Consider the following 21,267-nt stretch of genomic DNA (forward strand, 5'->3'; position numbering starts at 1 on the left):
TGACACCCATGGGCAATCGCTCGCTGCTCCTGCGCTACGTGCTGCTGGCCATCGGCTGGCTGAGCGTAGCGTTGGGAGTGATCGGTATTTTCCTGCCGGTATTGCCGACCACCCCCTTCCTCCTGCTCGCCGCCGCCTGCTTCGCTCGAAGCTCCCCGCGTTTCTACCTGTGGCTGGTGGAACACCCGCGCCTGGGCCCCTGGATTCGTGACTACCTGGACGGCAACGGCATCCCGCTCAAGGGCAAGGTCTACGCCATCGGCCTGATGTGGCTGAGTATCGGTTTTTCCTGCTACCTGGTGCCGTTGCCATGGGCACGTGGCTTCATGCTGACCAGCGCCGTGCTGGTGACAATCTACATCCTGCGCCAGAAAACCTTGCCACCGCGCTGAACGCCCACTGCGACATTAGATCCCACACGACCTTGGTCGACACTGACTAACCCCAGGCATCATGCGAGACTGTCCAACCGGGCCTGGAATGCCTGGGTGTTCTCATGCTCGGAGTTACCATGACGCTGTCCAGCGGGCTGATCGCCGCCGTTGCCCTGGCCTATATGGCCATTATGTTTGCCATCGCCTTCTACGGTGACCGCCGCCGTGCGCCGCTGCCGCCGCGCATGCGTGCCTGGGTCTATAGCCTGTCGCTGGCCGTCTACTGCACCAGTTGGACCTTCTTCGGCGCCGTAGGCCAGGCCGCCGAACAGCTGTGGGCGTTCTTACCGATCTACCTGGGACCGGTGCTGTTGCTGGTGTTGGCACCCTGGGTCCTGCAGAAGATGATCCTGATCAGCAAGCAGGAAAACATCACCTCCATCGCCGACTTCATCGCCGCACGCTATGGCAAATCCCAGTCCCTGGCGGTGGTGGTCGCGCTGATCTGCCTGGTGGGCGTGCTGCCTTATATCGCCCTGCAACTCAAAGGCATCGTGCTGGGGGTCAACCTGCTGATTGGCGCAGGTGCCGACACCACCGGCACCCGCGCGCAAGACACCGCCTTGATCGTGTCCCTGGTGCTGGCGTTGTTCACCATTGTGTTCGGTACCCGCAACCTCGACGCCACCGAACACCACCGCGGCATGGTGCTGGCGATTGCGTTTGAATCGTTGGTGAAGCTGTTCGCCTTTCTCGCGGTCGGGGCGTTCGTGACCTACGGCCTGTACGACGGTTTCGGCGACCTGTTCAGCCAGGCGATGCTCGCGCCACGCCTGGAGGAATACTGGAAGGAAACCATCAACTGGCCGTCGATGGTGGTGCAGACCGGCGTCGCTATGATGGCGATCATCTGCTTGCCTCGGCAGTTCCATGTGACGGTCGTGGAGAACATCGACCCCCAGGATCTGCGCCTGGCCAAGTGGGTGTTTCCGGCCTACCTGATCCTCGCCGCGCTGTTTGTCGTGCCGATCGCCTTGGGCGGCAAAATGATGCTGCCCGGCTCGGTGCTGCCGGATTCCTACGTGATCAGCCTGCCCATGGCCGAAGCCCATCCGGCCCTCGCCGTGCTGGCGTTTATCGGCGGTGCGTCGGCGGCCACCGGCATGGTGATCGTGGCGAGCATCGCCTTGTCGACCATGGTCTCCAACGACATGCTGCTGCCCTGGCTGCTGCGCCGCTCCAGCGCCGAGCGACCATTCGAAGTGTTCCGCCACTGGATGCTGTCGGTGCGCCGGGTCAGCATCGTGATCATCCTGCTGCTGGCGTATGTCAGCTACCGCCTGCTGGGCTCCACCGCGAGCCTGGCGACCATCGGCCAGATCGCGTTTGCCGCGGTGACTCAACTGGCCCCGGCCATGCTTGGCGCACTGTATTGGAAGCAAGCCAACCGACGCGGTGTATTTGCGGGGCTGGCGGCGGGTACGTTCCTGTGGTTCTACACCTTGGTCCTGCCGGTTACCGCGAAAAGCCTGGGTTGGTCCCTCGCCATTTTCCCGGGGCTGACGTGGATGCATTCGCACCCGCTCGGTTTGTCCGTCACCTCACTGACCCTGGGCACCGTGTTCTCCCTGACAGGTAACTTCACGCTGTTCGTGTGGGTGTCGATGCTGTCGCGCACGCGCGTGTCGGAACACTGGCAAGCCGGGCGTTTTATCGGCCAGGAAATCAGCCCGCGCGCCAATGCCCGCTCGATGCTGTCGGTACAGATCAGCGACCTGCTCAGCCTGGCTGCGCGGTTTGTCGGCGAAGAACGGGCCCAGCAGAGTTTTATCCGCTTCGCCTATCGCCAGGGCAAAGGTTTTAACCCCAACCAGAATGCCGACAACGACTGGATCGCCCACACCGAGCGATTGCTGGCCGGTGTGCTCGGCGCATCCTCGACCCGGGCCGTGGTGAAAGCGGCGATTGAAGGGCGGGAAATGCAGCTGGAAGACGTGGTACGCATCGCCGACGAAGCGTCCGAAGTGCTGCAATTCAATCGTGCCTTGCTGCAAGGCGCCATCGAGAACATCACCCAGGGCATCAGTGTGGTGGACCAGTCCCTCAAGCTGGTGGCCTGGAACCGGCGTTACCTGGAGTTGTTCAATTACCCGGACGGGCTGATCAGCGTAGGCCGACCGATTGCCGACATCATCCGCTACAACGCCGAGCGCGGCCTGTGCGGACCGGGCGAAGCCGAGGTCCACGTGGCACGCCGCCTGCACTGGATGCGCCAGGGCCGCGCGCATACCTCAGAGCGGCTGTTCCCGAATGGGCGGGTGATCGAGCTGATCGGCAACCCGATGCCCGGCGGCGGCTTCGTCATGAGCTTCACCGACATTACCGCGTTCCGCGAGGCCGAGCAGGCACTTACCGAGGCCAACGAAGGCCTCGAGCAACGGGTGACCGAGCGCACCCACGAACTGTCGCAGCTCAATGTGGCGCTCACCGATGCCAAGGGCGTTGCCGAGTCCGCCAGCCAGTCAAAGACCCGCTTCCTCGCGGCCGTCAGCCATGACCTGATGCAACCGCTGAACGCCGCCCGGCTGTTCTCCGCCGCCCTTTCCCACCAGAACGACGGCCTGTCCAGCGAAGCCCGGCAACTGGTACAGCACCTGGACAGCTCGCTGCGTTCGGCCGAAGACCTGATCAGCGACCTGCTGGATATCTCGCGCCTGGAAAACGGCAAGATCAACCCGCAGCGCCAGCCCTTTGTGCTCAACGAACTGTTCGACACCCTCGGCGCGGAATTCAAGGCCCTGGCCCAGGAACAAGGCCTGCGTTTTCGCCTGCGCGGCAGCCGCTTGCGCGTGGACAGTGACATCAAGTTGCTGCGGCGGATCCTGCAGAATTTCCTGACTAACGCTTTCCGGTATGCCGACGGCCCGGTGCTGCTGGGCGTACGTAGGCGCAAGGGCGAGCTGTGCCTGGAAGTCTGGGACCGAGGCCCTGGCATCCCGTTGGATAAACAGAAGGTGATCTTCGAAGAGTTCAAGCGCCTGGACAGCCACCAGACCCGCGCCGAGAAAGGCCTGGGCCTGGGCCTGGCGATTGCCGACGGCCTGTGCCGGGTGCTGGGCCATCGCTTGAGCGTACGCTCCTGGCCGGGCAAGGGCAGCGTGTTCAGCGTGCGTGTGCCGCTGGCACGCAACCAGGCCAGCCCGCAGGCCAAGCCTGCCCAGGAGAACGGCCTGCCGTTAAGCGGCGCGCAAGTGCTCTGCGTGGATAACGAAGAGAGCATCCTGATCGGTATGCGCAGCCTGCTGACACGCTGGGGCTGTGAAGTGTGGACCGCCACCGACCAGGCGCAATGTGCAGCGCTGCTGGAGCAAGGCGTACGCCCGCAACTGGCGCTGGTGGATTACCACCTCGACCACGGCGAGACCGGCACCGAGCTCATGGGCTGGCTGCGGGCGCAAATGGCGGAGCCGATTCCCGGTGTGGTCATCAGTGCCGACGGCCGCCCGGAGATGGTGGCAGAGGTGCACGCGGCAGGGTTGGATTACCTCGCCAAACCGGTGAAGCCCGCCGCGCTGCGGGCGTTGCTGAGTCGACACTTACCGCTGTAAACCGGATGTACTCAGTCAAAATTGGGGAGGGGGCTTGGCCCCTTCCACCTTTCGGATTGTGTTTATTCGGGAAGGTGCGCCACGCCGTCGGCGTCGGTCATCGCCCGCTCCAGCAAATCCGCCGGCAGGCTCTTGCTGGCACGCGCACCGAGCAACCTTAATTGCTCGGTGCGACTGACCAGGTTTCCGCGCCCATCTGTCAGCTTGTTCCGCGCCGCGCTGTAAGCCTTGTCCAATTGCTGTAGACGATTGCCCACTTCGTCCAGGTCCTGGATAAACAGCACGAACTTGTCGTACAGCCACCCGGCGCGTTCGGCGATTTCGCGGGCGTTCTGGCTTTGACGCTCTTGCTTCCAGAGACTGTCGATCACCCGCAGGGTGGCGAGCAGCGTCGTTGGGCTGACGATCACGATATGCCGGTCGAAGGCCTCTTGGAACAGATTCGGTTCGGCCTGCAAGGCCGCGGAAAAAGCGGCTTCGATCGGTACGAACAACAACACGAAATCCAGGCTGTGCAGGCCTTCCAGGCGTTTGTAATCCTTGCCGGCCAAGCCTTTGACGTGATTGCGCAGCGACAGTACGTGCTGCTTCAAGGCTGCCTGGCCGATCACCTCATCATCCGCCGCGACATACTGCTGGTACGCGGTGAGGCTGACCTTGGAATCCACCACCACCTGCTTGTCGCCGGGCAGCATGATCAGCACATCCGGTTGGAAGCGCTCACCGTCCGGGCCCTTCAAGCTGACCTGGGTCTGGTACTCGCGGCCCTTCTCCAGGCCGGCGTGTTCCAGCACCCGTTCGAGGATCAACTCACCCCAGTTGCCCTGGGTTTTCTGGCCCTTGAGGGCGCGGGTCAGGTTGGTGGCTTCGTCTGACAGACGCAGGTTCAGCTGCTGCAGGCGTTCAAGCTCCTTGGCCAGGGAAAAGCGCTCGCGAGCCTCGTTCTGATAGCTCTCTTCCACGCGTTTTTCGAAGGACTGGATGCGTTCCTTCAAGGGATCGAGCAACTGGCCAAGGCGCTCCTGGCTGGTCTCGGCAAAGCGCTGCTCACGCTCATCGAAGATCTTGCCGGCCAGCTCAGCGAATTGCGCACGCAACTCTTCCCGCGAGCCCTGCAGGTCGGCGAGGCGCTGCTGATGGCTTTCCTGCTGCTCGCGCAGTTCGGCGCGCAAGGCGGCCGACAATGCGTCGAGGCGGCGTAATTCGGTTTCCTTGGCGCTGCGGTCAAGGTTCCAGGCGTGGGCGGCGTCGCGGGCGTTGTCGCGGTCGATCTGCAACAGCTCGACCTCGCGGCGCACTGCAGCCAGGTCCGCTTGCTTGGCGGCGTTGGCCTGGCTCAGATCGCTGATTTCATCACGACTGGCATCCAGTTGAGCGGCGAGGCCCTCCTGGGCCAGTTGCGCAGTGGCCAGGCGCTCTTCGAGCAGTTCCCAACCGGTGGTCCGCGCGGTCAACCGCCGCTGAATCTGCCAGCACACCGCCAATAAAGGCACTGCGGCGCCAGCCAGGCCCAGGGCAACACTGGTCCAGTCAAAAACCATAGCCATTTCTGCCATCACCGAAAAGGAGCAAGGTTAACCAAGCGTAGAGCGTGAGGACAGCTCAGTCTTCGACCTGACCCAGTTCCCGTTGGGCACGGCGGTCACCGGCACGGGCGGCCAGGCGCAGCAGATCGTGGCCGATGCGGCGGTCGCGGGCGTTGCCGCACTCGCGGCACATCAATTGGCCCAGACGGCTTTGCGCAGCCACTACGCCCTCACGGGCCGGCTGCTTGAGCAAGCGCCCGGCGAAGTGTTTGACGTTGGTGCTATGCCCCAGGCGTGGGCTGTCGAGCAACCACAGGGCGACTTTCAAGGAAAAACGCTTGGGTGCGGTAACAGTCTGGGGGGTGTCGGTAACAGAAGGTGATACTGAGCGAAACTTCATAAAGCACTGTGGGACAGAACGGAAGGCGCGCCACTCTACTCTTTTTTTCGCACAGGTAAAGCTGAAAAAACCCGGCACGCCCGTTCTAGAGCAAGCGCTCGGGACAATCCACAGAAGCTGTGGATAACTCAGTGGACAACCAGCCTTTAACTCGCGCAAAGGCCCATGGAACGGGGCCCGCAGTCAAACTGACGATTTTTTCACCAATAAAAAAAAGCCAGATTTTTCATTGACTTAAATTTCCATTGCAGGCAAATGGCAGCCCTGTCCAGCGATTGACAGCCTGGTTACACACGCCGCAACTAATGTGCACAAGTACCGACCCGATGGTTATATCCCCGGCTTTTTTTGAAGCGATAGCCCTCAAAAATGTTACCGCCGAGGCAAAACAGGGACTTTTCAAATCTTTGCCAGCTCGCCACACTGCCCGACGGACAACACAACGCTGAGTGGGCCGATGAAAGGAATGCTGTTATTCGCCGTGTTGTTACTCGCCATCTGTGCCATTTCATTAGGGATCAATGTCGTGCTGCCATCCCCGGATGGGGCATTGTTTGCCATTGCCATCCTGCTATCGGCCGCGTTCACCGCCGTGAGCCTGTGCATCGAGCTGGGTGAAGGGCGTATCGATGACATGGGCGATGTGATGAGGATGGTCGAGACCGGCCAATCCTTGCGCCTGACCCTGGCCGCCTATGGGTTGGGTTGTTCCCTGGCCGCCGCCGTCACGGTGCTGGTGTATCGCGGCCTGCTGGGCGGCTGATTGAAGTTTTTTGATTAACGCGCTTCCATTGCCTGTTTCAATCCGTTACTATCCGCAGCGTTAGTACCAAGCTGAAAGTCAATTCTGGTCGAACAACTCCCCTGAACAACACGGGATCGACCACCTCGATGGTTTCCAGGTATCACTTGCGACGACACTGCCTTTGAACAAGCAAAGGGTGCCGCGAAGTTTTCATACTCTGACCGAACCAACCTGCAAATTGATCAGGATCTTCACCCCGGGCCCAGAACCTTTGCCCTTGTTGTGTTGCCTGCCCTCCTAAGTACCTACCTGCCAGCCCAAGCGCGCCTAACTTAATCAGCGCTTCAAACTGGCTGCTTTGTTCCAGTCGGGTTCTTCGTTTGATCAATGGTGATCAACGTTACTGGAACGTTTTAACGTTGCACGGTTCTTATCCGTGTCATTTGTAGGAACACCAATAATATGTCCGCTATCCACACTCAGGATGCCATTCGCACCCTCACCAACGCTTTTGCCCCAATGAACTGCCTGATCATGGCCGCTCGCAAAGGTTGCTTCAGCTTCACCCTGGTCAACGAACATGGCATCGCCCGTCACAGCGAACGCCTGTACCCCGATCAATACTCCAGCGCTGAACCGCTGCAGGCCGTGATCGAGCGTACCCGTCAGGCACTGGTTGCCTGATCGACCCGAGTCGCTGAAACACAAAAAACCCTGTTTAAAACACAGGGTTTTTTATTGCCCGTCATTCTTGCCTCGAGTATTTGCACTAAGTTCAAATCGATATAAACGTTATAACTGGTTGAAGAAGATGTTTTAAAAACAGTCCTTTACCTCATGAATATGACACTACACTTCAACTCAAGCGGCATGATCCGCTTCCGACGAGCCTGAGAGCCGATCCACTGCTGCCAAGCCCCCTTTCTCAGGGCTCGTCGACCCTTTTCACGGATTGAGGCATGTATGGGTATCGCAGCCAGTGAATTGTGTCGTTATGTGATCCGGCCGACGCTGACGTACCTCGGCCAGCAGAGCCCCACGGCTGAGTCACTGCTGCTGGGTATCGCCGCCAGCCAGTCGGAATTGGGTTCTGCCCTGCATGATCGACGCGGCCACGGCCTGTACAGCATCACCGAACCTCGCCATCGCGCCTTGTGGGATAACTACCTGGCGCTCGACCCCGAGCGTGCCAGCCTGGTACGCGGGCTCGCCAGCCAACACGCCTTTCTCAGTGCGCCCCAACTGGAGCTCACCGTAAACCTGCGTTATGCCACGGCCATCGCCTGGCTCCTGGTCGAACAACACAGCCCCGCCCTGCCACCACCCGGTGATGTTTTAGCCATGGCGCGTATCTGGAAAGAAATATTTCATCCTCAAGGAAGGCTGCGGGATTTCGCCCAGGCCTGGCAAACCTGTGTTTCGCCCTTGAATCACGCGACCTGCTGACCGGGCAATTTGCAAGATTCGGCAAAAAAGCCGAATTTTGGTCGGATTGTCCTACAAAACCGCTCTATCTCCTGCATTACAGCCTATAGCGCGATGTTAATTTTATTGATACTTTCCGCTGCGGTGATCACCACGGAGTTCTAATAATGAAAAAAGTAATGCTCAAGACCACACTTAGCCTCGCCGTTGCCATGGCATCCTCCCAACTGTTCGCAAGCGGTTTCGCACTGAACGAACAGAGCGTCAGCGGGATGGGTACGGGTTTCGCAGGTCGCTCTTCTTCTGCCGATGATGCAAGCACTGTCTACGGTAACCCTGCCGGTATGTCGCGCCTGAATGGCCAGCAAATCACCGGTGGTGTTGCGGCTATCGATGCCTCTACCGACATCAGCAATACCGGTGGCAACTCTCGCGGCTCCAACAAAGGTGACATGGTTCCGTTCACCGCGGTGCCATTCGGTTTCTACACCAATAAACTCAACGATCAGTGGGCCGTCGGCTTCGGTGTATACGCACCGTTCGGCCTGGTGACCGACTATGAAAACGGCTTTCAGGGCCGTGGTTTCGGCAGCAAGAGCGAAGTGAAGGTCATGACCTTCCAGCCCACTGTCAGCTACGCGTTCAACGACCGTGTATCCATCGGTTTCGGCCCGACCATCAACCGGATTTCCGGTGTGCTCGAGTCAGACAAGACCCTCAGCCCGCTCGCTTCCGATACCAACGTCAAAATCAAGGGTGACGATACCGCCCTGGGTTTCAACGTCGGCGTATTGGTCCAGGCCACCGACACCACTCGCGTGGGCCTGACCTACCACTCGAAGGTCAAATACAAGCTGGAAGGCCACACCACGGTCAGCGGCCCAGCAGCCACTCAACCGTTCCTGCGTAACAACCGTTACGACGCTTCGTTGAAAATCGACACCCCAGAGTCCTACGACCTGTCGGTCACCCAAGACCTGACCGACGCCTGGAAACTCTACGGCGGTGCAACCTGGACCCGTTGGAGTCGCCTGAAAGAGATCACCGTCAACAACGAAGGCGTAACGGCTGCCGGCGGCGTACTGGCGCCAAGCCAACTCGGTTCCATCACCGAAGAACAAAACTGGCATGACACCTGGGCCTACGCCGTGGGTACCTCGTATCAGTTGACCAAGCAAGTCGTGCTGCGTACCGGCCTGACCTTCGACCAATCCCCGGCCAACAACACCGATCGTTCGCCGCGCATCCCGACGGGCGACCGTACGATCTTCAGCGTGGGCCTGGGCTACAAAGTCATGGATAACATGACCGTCGACCTGGCGTATTCGTACCTGAAAGAAGAAGACGTCAAGATCAACCAGACGGCTAACGCCCCGTCGACAGCCAGTTACCGCGCCAAATACGAAAACAGTGCCAACGGTTTCGGCCTGGGCATGACCTACACCTTCTGATCCGGATGGGTGTAAAAAAGCCCCGCTCTCCCGCAAGGGAGGCGGGGCTTTTCAGTGCCCGATAATCAGGGTTTGGACGCTATCGCCTGCTCCACCGCCTTGATCAGGTCGGGGCTGTCCGGCTTGGTCAGGCTGGAGAAATCGGCAATCACCTTGCCCTGGCGGTCGACCACGTACTTGTAGAAATTCCACTTCGGCGCATTGCTCTGCTGCGCCAATACCTTGAACAGGTGCACCGCGTCCGGACCCTTGACCTTCTGCGGCTCGGTCATGGTGAAGGTCACGCCGTAGTTCACGTAGCAGACCTTGGCGGTTTCTTCGCCGGTCTTGGCTTCCTGCTTGAAGTCATCGGATGGCACGCCGATCACCTCCAACCCTTCATCCTTGTAGCGCTGATACAGCGCTTCGAGGCCTTTGAATTGCGGCGCGAACCCGCAAAAGCTTGCCGTGTTGACGATCACCAGAGGCTTGCCGGCAAAACGTTGGCACAGGTCGATGGATTCCTTGGCGCGCAACTTGGGCAGTTGACCCTCCAGCAACGGCGGGCAATCGGCAGCCAACGCCACCCCGCCAAAAGCAGCCATCAGCACAGGTACAGCCAGCCAGCGCATCTGCATGTCGAAAAGTCCTTTAAAAAGTTCAGGCACCGAACTTAACAGATCGACATACCCAGTTGCATCAACGCCAGGCCACCGCGCTGCCAGCCCCACCAGGCCAGGGCCAGCAACAGCGCGGTCGCGGCGGCCCCGCCACACCAATACCAGGTCGAACTCATGCCGCCTCCATCTGCGCCTGCAATCGCGCCACCGGCCGCTCACGCACCGGCCAATTCAGGGCTGCGGCGAGCACGCTCAACAGGATCGCGACTTGCCAGATCAAATCGTAGTTACCGGTTCGATCATAGACCACTCCGCCCAACCAGCCGCCAAGGAACGAGCCAAGCTGGTGGAAAAGGAACACGATCCCACCGAGCATGGACAGGTTTCGCACTCCGAACAACGTGGCGACCGTGCCGTTGGTCAGCGGCACCGTGGACAGCCACAAAAAGCCCATGGCCATGCCGAACAGGTAGGCCGTGACTTCGGTCACCGGCGCCCACAAAAACAGGATGATCACCACCGCGCGCAGCAGGTACAACCCGGTCAACAGGCGCGGCTTGGACATGCGCCCGCCGAGCCAGCCGGCGGTGTAGGTACCGAAGATATTGAACAGCCCGATCAACGCCAACACCGTGGTACCGACCGTGGCCGGCAAGTGCTGGTCCACCAGGTAGGCCGGCAGGTGCACACCAATAAACACCACCTGGAAACCGCAGACGAAAAAGCCGAAGGCCAGCAGCCAGAACCCGGAGTGGGAGCAGGCTTCCTTCAAGGCTTCACCCAGGGTCTGCTGGCCGGCCATGACCGGCAGCGGGCGGTCCTTGAGCATGCTCACCAGCGGCAGAATCAGCGCCACCATCAAACCCAGCGCCAGCAAGGCGGCCGACCAGCCCAGCCAACTGATCAAGCCCAACGTGCCCGGCACCATGGCGAACTGGCCAAACGAACCGGCGGCGCTGGCAATGCCCATGGCCATGCTGCGCTTTTCCGGCGCCACGGCGCGGCCGACCACACCCAGAATCACCGAAAACGATGTACCCGACAGGCCAATCCCGATCAGCAGGCCGGCACTCAAGGACAATGACCACGCCGAATCCGACAGCCCCATCAACACCAGGCCTGCGGCGTACAACACCCCGCCGACAAACACCGCCCTGGTGGCGCCGAACCGGTCGGCCAGGGCACCGGTAAACGGCTGCGCCAGGCCCCAGATCAGGTTCTGCAAGGCGATGGCAAAGGCAAAGGTCTCACGGCCCCAGCCGAATTCGCTGCTCATCGGCGCCAGGAACAGGCCGAACCCGTGCCGCACGCCCAAGGACAACGCCAGGATCAGCGCACTCCCCACAAGGATCCAACCACTGGTGCGCCACATCGACGTCATTTCTTATTCTCCGTTCGCGGGTATATACCCGCTTGTATTCGAACAAACCCGCGTTCAGGCGAGTTCATCCAGCAAGGCCAACAGGGTTTCGCGTTTTTCCGCGCCGAGTTGATCGATCAATTTCTGTTGCGCCGCCTCCCAGGCGGGTAACGCTGCCGCCAGGCGCTCTTCACCGGCGGCGGTCAACAGCACCAGGCGGTTGCGCAGGTCATCGCCCTCTACCATCCGCACCAGGCCCTCACCTTCCAACACCCGCAGGTTGCGCCCCAAGGTGCTGCGATCCAGGCCCATGGCGTCGGCCAGGCTGGAAATGCTCGGTTGATCGAGGCGCTGCAGGTTGCACAGCAAGGAATACTGGGCGACGTTGATCCCGAAGCCGTCGAGGGCGCCGTCGTAGTGCCTGCTGACGCCACGGGCGGCACGTCGCAGGTTGGTGCATAAACATTGGGAGGCAAGCATGGAACGTGTATATACCCGCGATTAAGGAAATGCAAGAAAGTGTTACAACGCCAAACCGACCAGAACAGCCACTTCCAGCAGCTCCAGCAGCGCGCCAGCGGTATCGCCTGTGGTGCCGCCGAGGCGATTGACCATCAGTTGGCGCAGGCCGATAAAACACACGGCCGCGAGCAGCACGGCGAGCCCCCCGCTGAAACCACCGATCAGGATGCAGGCCAGGCCACTGAGAATCAGCACCTGTTGCCCGACGACGCGCGGTAGATGATCCGACAACGCCTGGCCCAAGCCACCCGCTCGCACATAACGGGTGGTGAGAAACAACCCCAGCATCGACGCCCGGCCGATCAACGGCGCGAGAATCAACGCCACACCGTTGCGCTGTTCGATCAAGGCCACCAGTGCGGTGAACTTGAGCAGCAACACCAGGCCCAGGGTGACCACGGCAATCGGTCCGCTGCGCGGGTCTTTCATGATGCTGAGGGTGCGCTCGCGGTCGCCGAAGCCACCCAGCCAGGCGTCGGCGCTGTCCGCCAGGCCATCGAGATGCAGGCCGCCACTGAGCAATACCCAGGCCGTCAGCAGCAGCGCGGCGTGCAACAACAGCGGCGATCCGATCAAAAGCGTATTGAGCCCCCACAGCAGCACGCCAAACAGCAACCCGACCACGGGATAAAACAGCAACGAGCGCCCCAGTTCCTGCGGCTGCGGCATACCCGGCAGGCGAATCGGCAAACTGCTCAGGAACTGCACGGCGATCCAGAACGGCAGCATGCTCAGATTCCTTCCTTCAACACGCCATCGGCGCCGACCTGCAGGTTGAACAACCCACCATGAGCGACTTCGACATTCAGCAACTGCTCACGGGGCAGCCCCCGAGCCTGGGCCAACAGCAAACGCATTACCCCGCCGTGACTGATCAACAGCACACGCTCACCGGCATACGCCTTATGCAGGCGCAGGACGGCGCCCAAAACCCGCTGGGAAAACGCGCTGACCGGTTCGCCCTGGGGCGGCGTGAAGCTATAGGGATCGGCCCAGAACCGGCCCAGGCCTTCGGCGTCGGTCTCCATCAGCGCCGCCGCACTCTGCCCTTCCCAGGCACCGAAGTGCAGTTCCTGCAGGTCCTTTTCCAGGCTCACCGGCACATTCAACCGCGCGCCCAGTTCCTCCGCGAACCGCGCGCAGCGTTGCAGCGGCGAGCTGATCAGCCGATCCCAGGGCCCCTGCGCCAGCACGGCGGCGCGCATCTGTTCCCAGCCCTTGGCGGTCAATGCATCGTCAAGGCTGCCGCGCAGGCCGCCACCCAGTTCGGTTTCGCCATGGCGCAACAGGTCCAGGTGCAAAGTCATGCCGGACGATCTGCCACGGCCGCTTCGGCAAACGTCGCCATCTGCCCGTGCAGCGCACACGCCAGGCGCAGCAACGGTACCGCCAACGCCGCGCCACTGCCCTCGCCCAGGCGCAGGCCGAGTTCCAGCAACGGTTGTGCATCGAGGCTCTGCAAGACATGGCGATGGCCAGGCTCGGCACCGCGATGGCCGAACAGCAGCCAGTCGCGGCACGCCGGGTTCAAGCGCGTGGCGACCAGCGCCGCGACGGTGCAGATAAACCCATCCACCAACACCACGATGCCTTCCTGGGCACAGGCCAGGTAAGCCCCCACCAGGGCAGCGATTTCAAAGCCGCCGAGATTGCACAGGGTGTGCAGCGCATCCCCACGCTGCGCGGCATGCAGCGCCAGCGCGCGCTCGATCACCGCCACCTTGTGACTGACGCCTTGGGCATTCAATCCGGTGCCCGGGCCCGTCAGCTCGGCAACCTGGCAATCGAGCAAGGCGCAGGCCAGCGCACTGGCGGCGGTGGTGTTGCCGATGCCCATCTCACCGCCGACAAACAACTGCGCACCGCTTTCACGGGCGCGCAGCACACTGTCGCGACCCGCCTGCAATGCCAATCGGCCCTGGGCGCCGGTCATTGCCGGGCCCTTGACGAAATTGGCGGTGCCCGCGCCGATATTCAGGTGACGGACGCCGGGCAGGTTCAGCGAAGGGGTCACCGTACCGAGGTCGACCACTTCCAACTGCGCATCCAGTTGCCGCGCCAATACACTGATGGCCGCGCCACCGGTGACAAAGTTATGCAGCATCTGCCCGGTCACTTCCTGGGGAAACGCCGATACACCCTCGGCAACCACACCATGGTCACCGGCAAAGATGGCGATCCACAGCCGGTCCACCGACGGTTTGACCTGGCCCTGCAAGCCGGCCAATTGCACGGCCAGCGCTTCCAGCTGGCCCAGGGAACCGGCCGGCTTGGTCAATTGCTGCTGGCGCGCCAGGGCTTGTTCGTACGCCGAGGCGTCAATGGCCTTACAAGGGTTGAGCCACCAGGTGTCAGTCATAACGCAGTACCTTTCAACGTCAGGGGCAGGCCGGCAACCGTCAGGACAACACGCTGACAGCGCTCGGCCAAGGCTTGATGCAGCCAACCGGCTTCATCCACATAGCGGCGAGTCAATTCGCCCAGCGGCACGACACCCAGACCGGTCTCGTTGCTGACAAAAATAATTTCACCCGGCAGCACGGCCAGGCTTTCCAGCAATTGATCGCGCTCGAACGCCAGGCGCTGCGCGTCTTCGAGCATCAGCAGGTTGGTCAACCACAGGGTCAGGCAATCCACCAGCAGGCAACGACCGGGCGCGGCGTTTTCGCGCAGCACACGCGCCAGCTCGACAGGTTCTTCGATCAAACCCCAGTGATCAGGGCGACGCTCGCGATGCAAGGCAACGCGGGCATTCATCTCGCCGTCAAGCGGTTGGCTGGTGGCGATATAGATGACGGGCAAAGCGCTGTCGCTGGCGAGCTTTTCGGCCAGGCGGCTTTTACCGGAACGGGCGCCGCCTAAAATCAGTTGAAGCATGAGACACCCCCTACCCACCCACCCATCCACGATGCGCAGCGAGTCGTTTTTGATCTGGCTTTTGATCTGAGGTCGCCCCGTAAACCACGCTGGCCGAACGCAGGCTTGAATCCGTGGGTAACCCGGCAGGACGCCGGGTTAGCCGCACCGGGCCAGGGATGGCCCATTGCGGCGGCCCACGGATTCAAGCCGGAGTGAGGGCACACCGAGCCCAAGCGAGGTGCCGAGTGGTGGGGCGAAGGCCTTTTGCTTACTTTTGGGCCTTTCCAAAAGTGAGCCGCTGTAAGAGCGGAACCATAAGTGGCCGTTACCGCAGGAATGGATATGTACTCGGTATACCCGAACAATTCAGCACCTGATACACCGCTATCGGGGGCAAGTCGAATCGTCGCACCGCCCCTCCCACATTTGAACCGTGTGTACACCCTTAAACCCCACACAGATTGCGCAACAAATCGGTATCCAAGTGGTTCTCCACCAGATCCGCCAGGCGCTCGATATCGCGCTCGCGCAGGGCGTGATAATCCACCGCCTGCACATCCTGCAACCCGGCCCAACGCAGCAACGCACCGCAGGCCGCCGGGGTCTCGAACACGCCATGCAGATACGTGCCGAGAATCTGCCCATCAGCACTGTGCGCGCCGTCACGGCGACCGTCCTCCAGCACCACGGCGGCGTTCGCCAGGGCCGCGCCGCATGTCACGCCGGCATGGATCTCATAGCCACTGACCTCGGCGTCCTCCAGCAACAAACGCCCGCGTACATTACGCAACTGTTTCTCGGCTTCCAGGGTGGTACTGAACGCCAGCAGCCCCAAGCCGTCGCTGGAACCGGCCGGCCCTTCCAGGCCCAACGGGTCGTGTACCTGCTCACCGAGCATCTGCAAGCCGCCGCAAATCCCCAGCACCTTGCCGCCGTAGCGCAAGTGCCGCGCCACGGCGGTGTCCCAGCCATGGGCACGCAGGTACGCGAGGTCGCTGCGCACGCTTTTCGAGCCCGGCAGGATGACCAGGTCGGCGGCCGGAATCGGCTGGCCCGGCCCGATGAACTGCAAATCCACTTGGGGATGCAGGCGCAGCGGATCGAAATCCGTGTGGTTGCTGATGCGCGGCAACACCGGCACCACCACCTTGAGCACCTGCGCCGCCTTGTCGATCTGACGTTGGTCGATGCCGTCCTCGGCTTCCAGGTGCAGGTCCATCACGTAGGGCAATACGCCCACCACCGGTTTGCCGGTGCGTGCCTCCAACCAGTCCAGGCCCGGTTGCAGCAGTGCGATGTCGCCGCGAAAACGGTTGATGATGAAGCCCTTGACCCGCGCCTGTTCGCTGGGAGAGAGCAGTTCCAGGGTGCCGACCAGATGGGCGAACACCCCGCCGCGATTGATGTCGGCGATCAGCAGCACCGGGCAGTCGACGGCCTCGGCGAAGCCCATGTTGGCGATGTCATTGGCGCGCAGGTTGATCTCCGCCGGGGAGCCTGCGCCTTCCACCATCACCACCGGGTAGGCTTCGCTCAACCGTGCGTGGGAGGCCAGCACCGCCTGCATCGCGATGGCTTTGTAGTCGTGATAGGCCACCGCGTTCATGCTGGTCACGGCGCGGCCATGGATGATCACCTGGGAGCCGGTGTCGCTGTTGGGCTTGAGCAGCACCGGGTTCATGTCGGTGTGGGGCGCCAGGTTGGCCGCCTGGGCCTGCACCGCCTGGGCGCGGCCGATCTCGCCGCCTTCGGCTGTCACGGCGCTGTTGAGCGCCATGTTCTGCGGCTTGAACGGCACCACGGCAATGCCCTGGCGTACCAGCCAGCGGCACAACGCCGTCACCAGGGTACTTTTACCGGCATCGGAGGTGGTGCCTTGCACCATCAGCGTCGTCATGAGGCGTCCTTGTAGGCCGCCAGCGCTTCGTCAAGGCGCAGCCAGTCGGCCTCGGTGTCGGGCAGGCCAAACCGTACGCTGCTGTTGTGCACAAACAGGCGCAGCAAGATACCGCGCTGGGCCATGAATTCGTGCATGCGTTCGGCGTGCGGGGTGATCAGCCATTGGAACAACGCGCAGCCGCCCTGGGGTTGAAAGCCACGGCGTTCGAGCAGTTCAAACAAACGCTGGCCGGCCTCGATGCAGCGTGCCCGCTGCCGCGCATGGCCGGCGGTATCGCGCAGGCACACTTGCCCCAGCACCCGCGTCGGCCCGCTGACGGCCCAGGGCCCGACCTGTTCGGCCAGCAACTTGAGCAGCCTGCGCTCGGCCAGCACAAAGCCCAGGCGCACCCCGGCCAGGCCGAAAAACTTGCCGAACGAACGCAGCACAATCAGGCCGACCTGATGGGCCTGGCTCGCCAGGCTCAACTGCGGGGTGACATCCATGAACGCTTCGTCCACCACCAGCCAGCCGCCGCGCTGGGCCAGCCTTGTGTGCCAATCCAGCAGGCGTTGCGGGGCCAGGCTCAGTCCGGTGGGGTTATTGGGATTGACCACCACCAGCACGTCGAGGACGTCGAGGAAGAAGTCGACTTCCTGCTCCTGCACTTCACGCACCACGTAGCCGGCACGCCGCCAGGCCTCGGCATGTTCGGCGTAGCACGGCGACAGCACGCCGACCTTGCCGGCACGGCGCAGGCGCGGCAGCAACTGAATCGCCGCCTGGGAGCCGGGCACCGGCAGGACATGCGCAGCGCCGTAATACTCGCTGGCCGCCTGTTCCAGGCCGTCGTCCGATTCCGGCAAGCGCGCCCAGGCCCGCAGCGGAATCTCCGGGATCGGCCATGGCCAGGGTGCGAGGCCGCTGGACAGGTCCAGCCAATCGTCCTCGGCAATCCCGTACTGAATCGCTGCCTTGCGCAGCCGGCCACCGTGCTCAAGCATAAAATTGCCCCCCCACGCAGAGAATCAGCAACCACAACCATACGCCGCGCTGCACCAGTTGCCAGCCGCGGTCGATAGAGTCGGCATCCGCCGCCGGGCCTTCGCCCAGTGGCGGACGCTGGTGCACCTGGCCGTGGTAAATCGCGGCACCGCCCAGCTCAACACCCAACGCGCCCGCGCCGGATGCCATCACCGGCCCGGCATTGGGGCTGTCCCAGGTCGGCCCCTGGGTGCGCCAGCATTTGAGGGCCAGGCGGGTTTTGCCCAGCACGGCGTAGGTCAAGGCCACCAGGCGTGCAGGCACATAGTTGAGTACATCGTCGATCTTGGCCGCGGCCCAACCGAAACGCTCGAAGCGTTCGTTGCGATAGCCCCACATCGCGTCGAGCGTATTGCTCAGGCGGTAGAGCACCACGCCCGGCACGCCGGCGACGACAAACCAGAACAACGCGGCAAACACCGCATCGCTGCCGTTTTCCAGCACCGATTCGGTGGCGGCGCGGGCGACTTCGGTGCGGTCCAGTTCACTGGTCTGGCGGCTGACCAGGTAGCTCACCCGTGTGCGGGCCGCGTCGAGGTCATCGCTGCGTAGGGCCTGGGCCACCGGGATCACGTGCTCGCCGAGGCTGCGCATGCCGAGGGCGCAGTACAACGCGAGGATCTCCAGGACCCAGCCGATATACGGCGCCCACGACAACGCGGTGGCCAGCAGGGTCAACGGCACCACGGCGATAACCCATGCGGTCACGCCATGGCTGCGCCAGCCCCGGCCACCGCTGTTGAAACGCTGCTCGATGCGCCCGGCAAAATTGCCGAACGCCACCAGCGGATGCCAGCGCCTGGGCTCGCCCAGCAGCGCATCCAGCGCCACTGCTGCGACACACAGCAAGGCCACACTCATTGACTCACTCCCCACGCGTTTTCATACACCATGTCACTCAACGGCCGAGGCTCGGTCCAGCCTTCGAGCTGCAACATCGGTGCCGGGTAAAACTCCGTCACCGGCCCCAGGCACAAGACCGCCAGGGGTTTCGCGCCGGGCGGCAGGCCCAGCAGGTCGGCCAGGGCCTGGGGGTCGAACAGCGAGACCCAGCCCATGCCCAACCCCTCGACCCGCGCCGCCAGCCACAGGTTCTGGATCGCACAGGACAGCGACGCCAGGTCCATCTCCGGCAAGGTGCGCCGCCCGAAGATGTGGCGCTCGCGATCATCCATCAACGCCGCCACCAGCACTTCGGCGCAGTCGTGGATGCCTTCGACCTTGAGCTTCATGAACGCATCGGAGCGCTCGCCCAACGCCTCGGCGGTGCGCACGCGTTCTTCTTCCACCAACTGTTGAATCCGGCTGCGCAATGCGCGGTCGCTGATGCGGATAAACCGCCAGGGCTGCATCAGGCCGACACTGGGGGCCTGGTGCGCGGCCTGGAGCAGGCGATGCAGCAATTCGGGCGCAACACTGCCACCGCTGAAGTGGCGCATGTCGCGGCGTTCGGCGATGGCGCGGTAGACGGCGTCGCGGTCGGCCTGGGGGAAAGCGTTGTCGGTCATGGCCCTATCGGGGGCAAGCCCCCTCCCACAGTGGATGGGGTTTCAGCTCGGTCCGGGGCAAACAACGCGGCTACCGCCGTCGGATTCGACGGGAAATAGAAGTGCACGTAAGAGGCCGTCATCCGCCCCTGCCGGAACACCGCTTCGGCACCGCGCCCACCGTTCGGGCTCAGGCCACGGGCAATCGGCTGGCACTCGGTGCTGGTCAGGGAATGGTGATACGTGTGCCCGCGCAGCACGCCTTCCGGCAATTCGACGCTTTGCAGGGCGAGGGCCGCGAGTTTCTTTTGCATCACCGCATCGCCTTGCAGCAGGCCGACCAGTTCGGCGCGGGTGCCGTCGACATCGGTGAGCGAATCCAGCAGGTAGAGCATGCCGCCACACTCGGCGAGCAAGGGTTTGCCGGCTGCATGGTGGTTACGAATGGCGTCAAGCATCGGCGTGTTTTGCGACAGCGCCTGGTGGTGCAATTCCGGGTAACCGCCGGGCAAGTACAGGCTGTCAGCCTCGGGCAGTTGGCAATCATGGATCGGCGAGAAAAACGTCAGTTCGGCCCCCATCGCCCGCAGCAGGTCGAGGCTGGCGCCATAGGTGAAGGCGAAGGCTTCGTCACGGGCCACCGCAATGCGCACACCGGCCAGCAACGGCTCGGCCTCGATCACTTCCGGCGCGGCGAAGGTCACCGGTGGCGGCAATGCGACTTCGCAGCTGCTGCCCAGGGCCTGGGCGGCGGCGTCCAGGCGTACGTCGAGGTCATTCAGCTCGCTGGCCTGCACCAGGCCCAAATGGCGGCTGGGCAGTTCGATCCCGGTTTCGCGGGACAGGGCGCCATACCAGCGCAAGCCTTCGGTGAGGCTGCCTTCCAGCAACTGCGCATGGCGCAGGGTACCGACGCGGTTGGCCAGTACCCCGGCAAACGGCAGGTCCGGCTGATAACGCGCCAGGCCCAGGGCCAGGGCGCCAAAGGTCTGGGCCATGGCGGTGCCGTCGATCACACCGAGCACCGGCACGCCGAAATGCCGCGCCAGGTCGGCGCTGGACGGTGTGCCATCGAACAGGCCCATCACGCCTTCAATCAGGATCAGGTCGGCCTCACCCGCCGCTTCCCACAGCAGCCGACGACTTTCCTGCTCGCCCACCATCCACATGTCCAATTGATACACCGGCGCACCGCTGGCGCGCTCGTGGATCATCGGGTCCAGGAAATCCGGGCCGCATTTGAACACGCGTACCCTGCGCCCCAGGTTGCGGTGCAAACGGGCCAGCGCGGCGGTGACGGTGGTTTTGCCCTGGCCGGACGCCGGTGCGGCGATCAGGACGGCCGGGCAATGACGGGGCTGATTCAAAGTTCGACGCCCTTCTGTGCCTTGATCCCGGCCTGGAACGCGTGCTTGAGCATGCCCATTTCAGTGACGGTGTCGCCCATTTCGATCAGTTCAGGCTTGGCGCCACGGCCGGTGACGACCACGTGCTGCATCGGCGGACGCGCTTGCAGGTCGCTGAGGACCTGGTCCAAGTCGAGGTAACCATGCTTGAGGGCGATGTTCAGCTCATCCAGCACCACCAGGCCGATGGTGGGGTCTTGCAGCAGCTCACGGGACACGGCCCAGGCGGCTTCGGCGGCGGCGATATCGCGCTGGCGGTCCTGGGTCTCCCAGGTGAAGCCTTCGCCCATCACGTGGAAACGCACTTGCTCGGGGAAGCGGCGGAAGAACAACTCCTCACCGGTGCTGTTGCGCCCCTTGATGAACTGCACCACACCGCACTGCATGCCGTGGCCCATGGCGCGCGCGAGCATGCCGAATGCCGAGCTGCTCTTGCCTTTGCCGTTGCCGGTCAGCACCAGCAGCAAGCCGCACTCATTGGGGGAATTGGCGATGCGCTCGTCGATCACGGCTTTTTTGCGCAGCATGCGCGCCAGGTGGCGTTCGTCGCGGTCGGGGGTATCGGTCATGGCAGCTCTCCAT

22 protein-coding genes are annotated in these 21,267 nt (G+C 62.7%); 6 read left to right on the top strand and 16 right to left on the bottom strand.

Annotation, left to right across the window (positions count from 1 at the left end; all coding sequences use genetic code 11):
* The first annotated feature begins 8 nt into the window (after nucleotides 1-8).
* Together J1N02_RS05100 and J1N02_RS05105 are read left to right on the top strand one after the other, a co-directional pair.
* Complete coding sequence (locus tag J1N02_RS05100; RefSeq protein WP_098478945.1) at nucleotides 9-392, top strand: YbaN family protein; 384 nt, start codon at nucleotides 9-11, stop codon at nucleotides 390-392.
* 119 nt (nucleotides 393-511) lie between these two features.
* Nucleotides 512-3,982 (top strand): PAS domain-containing hybrid sensor histidine kinase/response regulator, encoded by a 3,471-nt coding sequence (locus J1N02_RS05105; protein WP_027603820.1) that lies wholly within the window; start codon nucleotides 512-514, stop codon nucleotides 3,980-3,982.
* Between the two features lie 62 nt (nucleotides 3,983-4,044).
* Here J1N02_RS05105 and rmuC read toward each other — a convergent pair whose 3' ends face one another.
* Together rmuC and J1N02_RS05115 are read right to left on the bottom strand one after the other, a co-directional pair.
* Complete coding sequence (rmuC, locus tag J1N02_RS05110; RefSeq protein ID WP_421147232.1) at nucleotides 4,045-5,409, bottom strand: DNA recombination protein RmuC; 1,365 nt, start codon at nucleotides 5,407-5,409, stop codon at nucleotides 4,045-4,047.
* Nucleotides 5,410-5,584: 175 nt separating this feature from the next.
* The gene (locus tag J1N02_RS05115) at nucleotides 5,585-5,908 is read right to left on the bottom strand and encodes a hypothetical protein (protein ID WP_043293316.1); all 324 of its coding nucleotides are present in this window, start codon (nucleotides 5,906-5,908) and stop codon (nucleotides 5,585-5,587) included.
* Between the two features lie 457 nt (nucleotides 5,909-6,365).
* Here J1N02_RS05115 and J1N02_RS05120 point away from each other — a divergent pair, with 457 nt between their 5' ends.
* From J1N02_RS05120 to J1N02_RS05135, 4 genes are all read left to right on the top strand, one after another.
* On the top strand, nucleotides 6,366-6,671 hold the full coding sequence (locus J1N02_RS05120; protein WP_027603817.1) for a hypothetical protein: 306 nt from the start codon (nucleotides 6,366-6,368) through the stop codon (nucleotides 6,669-6,671).
* Between the two features lie 444 nt (nucleotides 6,672-7,115).
* Nucleotides 7,116-7,337 carry a hypothetical protein gene (locus J1N02_RS05125; protein WP_010563939.1) on the top strand — a complete coding sequence of 74 codons (222 nt, stop codon included), beginning with the start codon at nucleotides 7,116-7,118 and terminating at the stop codon, nucleotides 7,335-7,337.
* A 279-nt stretch (nucleotides 7,338-7,616) separates the two neighbouring features.
* Nucleotides 7,617-8,099 carry a hypothetical protein gene (locus J1N02_RS05130; protein WP_092355223.1) on the top strand — a complete coding sequence of 161 codons (483 nt, stop codon included), beginning with the start codon at nucleotides 7,617-7,619 and terminating at the stop codon, nucleotides 8,097-8,099.
* A gap of 146 nt (nucleotides 8,100-8,245) precedes the next feature.
* On the top strand, nucleotides 8,246-9,529 hold the full coding sequence (locus J1N02_RS05135) for an OmpP1/FadL family transporter (protein ID WP_092355226.1): 1,284 nt from the start codon (nucleotides 8,246-8,248) through the stop codon (nucleotides 9,527-9,529).
* 65 nt (nucleotides 9,530-9,594) lie between these two features.
* Here J1N02_RS05135 and J1N02_RS05140 read toward each other — a convergent pair whose 3' ends face one another.
* The 14 genes from J1N02_RS05140 to cobO form a co-directional block, all read right to left on the bottom strand.
* Complete coding sequence (locus tag J1N02_RS05140) at nucleotides 9,595-10,146, bottom strand: glutathione peroxidase (RefSeq protein ID WP_027603814.1); 552 nt, start codon at nucleotides 10,144-10,146, stop codon at nucleotides 9,595-9,597.
* 35 nt (nucleotides 10,147-10,181) lie between these two features.
* On the bottom strand, nucleotides 10,182-10,304 hold the full coding sequence (locus tag J1N02_RS05145) for a hypothetical protein (RefSeq protein WP_256221084.1): 123 nt from the start codon (nucleotides 10,302-10,304) through the stop codon (nucleotides 10,182-10,184).
* Nucleotides 10,301-11,500 (bottom strand): MFS transporter, encoded by a 1,200-nt coding sequence (locus J1N02_RS05150; protein ID WP_166655305.1) that lies wholly within the window; start codon nucleotides 11,498-11,500, stop codon nucleotides 10,301-10,303. The genes J1N02_RS05145 and J1N02_RS05150 overlap by 4 nt, the downstream gene beginning before the upstream one ends.
* Before the next feature lie 63 nt (nucleotides 11,501-11,563).
* Complete coding sequence (locus J1N02_RS05155) at nucleotides 11,564-11,968, bottom strand: MarR family winged helix-turn-helix transcriptional regulator (RefSeq protein ID WP_027603812.1); 405 nt, start codon at nucleotides 11,966-11,968, stop codon at nucleotides 11,564-11,566.
* 42 nt (nucleotides 11,969-12,010) lie between these two features.
* Nucleotides 12,011-12,739, bottom strand: a complete 729-nt coding sequence (locus tag J1N02_RS05160; RefSeq protein ID WP_074847416.1) for an adenosylcobinamide-GDP ribazoletransferase — start codon at nucleotides 12,737-12,739, stop codon at nucleotides 12,011-12,013.
* 2 nt (nucleotides 12,740-12,741) lie between these two features.
* Nucleotides 12,742-13,317 (bottom strand): alpha-ribazole phosphatase family protein, encoded by a 576-nt coding sequence (gene cobC / locus J1N02_RS05165; protein WP_027603810.1) that lies wholly within the window; start codon nucleotides 13,315-13,317, stop codon nucleotides 12,742-12,744.
* The gene (cobT, locus tag J1N02_RS05170) at nucleotides 13,314-14,369 is read right to left on the bottom strand and encodes a nicotinate-nucleotide--dimethylbenzimidazole phosphoribosyltransferase (RefSeq protein WP_027603809.1); all 1,056 of its coding nucleotides are present in this window, start codon (nucleotides 14,367-14,369) and stop codon (nucleotides 13,314-13,316) included. Before cobT ends, cobC begins: the two co-directional genes overlap by 4 nt.
* Nucleotides 14,366-14,887, bottom strand: coding sequence for a bifunctional adenosylcobinamide kinase/adenosylcobinamide-phosphate guanylyltransferase (gene cobU, locus J1N02_RS05175; protein ID WP_092355238.1), 522 nt, complete (start codon nucleotides 14,885-14,887; stop codon nucleotides 14,366-14,368). Before cobU ends, cobT begins: the two co-directional genes overlap by 4 nt.
* A gap of 427 nt (nucleotides 14,888-15,314) precedes the next feature.
* Nucleotides 15,315-16,766 carry a cobyric acid synthase gene (locus J1N02_RS05180; protein ID WP_098478944.1) on the bottom strand — a complete coding sequence of 484 codons (1,452 nt, stop codon included), beginning with the start codon at nucleotides 16,764-16,766 and terminating at the stop codon, nucleotides 15,315-15,317.
* Nucleotides 16,763-17,752, bottom strand: coding sequence for a threonine-phosphate decarboxylase CobD (gene cobD / locus J1N02_RS05185; protein WP_098478943.1), 990 nt, complete (start codon nucleotides 17,750-17,752; stop codon nucleotides 16,763-16,765). The genes J1N02_RS05180 and cobD overlap by 4 nt, the downstream gene beginning before the upstream one ends.
* Entirely contained in the window at nucleotides 17,745-18,653 is a 909-nt protein-coding gene (cbiB, locus tag J1N02_RS05190; protein WP_027603805.1) for an adenosylcobinamide-phosphate synthase CbiB, read from the bottom strand. The genes cobD and cbiB overlap by 8 nt, the downstream gene beginning before the upstream one ends.
* Nucleotides 18,650-19,300 carry a 5,6-dimethylbenzimidazole synthase gene (gene bluB, locus J1N02_RS05195; protein ID WP_092355249.1) on the bottom strand — a complete coding sequence of 217 codons (651 nt, stop codon included), beginning with the start codon at nucleotides 19,298-19,300 and terminating at the stop codon, nucleotides 18,650-18,652. The genes cbiB and bluB overlap by 4 nt, the downstream gene beginning before the upstream one ends.
* Nucleotides 19,297-20,646, bottom strand: a complete 1,350-nt coding sequence (locus J1N02_RS05200; RefSeq protein ID WP_027603803.1) for a cobyrinate a,c-diamide synthase — start codon at nucleotides 20,644-20,646, stop codon at nucleotides 19,297-19,299. Before J1N02_RS05200 ends, bluB begins: the two co-directional genes overlap by 4 nt.
* Nucleotides 20,643-21,254 (bottom strand): cob(I)yrinic acid a,c-diamide adenosyltransferase, encoded by a 612-nt coding sequence (gene cobO, locus J1N02_RS05205; RefSeq protein ID WP_027603802.1) that lies wholly within the window; start codon nucleotides 21,252-21,254, stop codon nucleotides 20,643-20,645. Before cobO ends, J1N02_RS05200 begins: the two co-directional genes overlap by 4 nt.
* Nucleotides 21,255-21,267: the final 13 nt, after the last annotated feature.

The organism is Pseudomonas sp. NFX5 (genome assembly GCF_049132125.1).
Classification (GTDB): domain Bacteria; phylum Pseudomonadota; class Gammaproteobacteria; order Pseudomonadales; family Pseudomonadaceae; genus Aquipseudomonas; species Aquipseudomonas marginalis.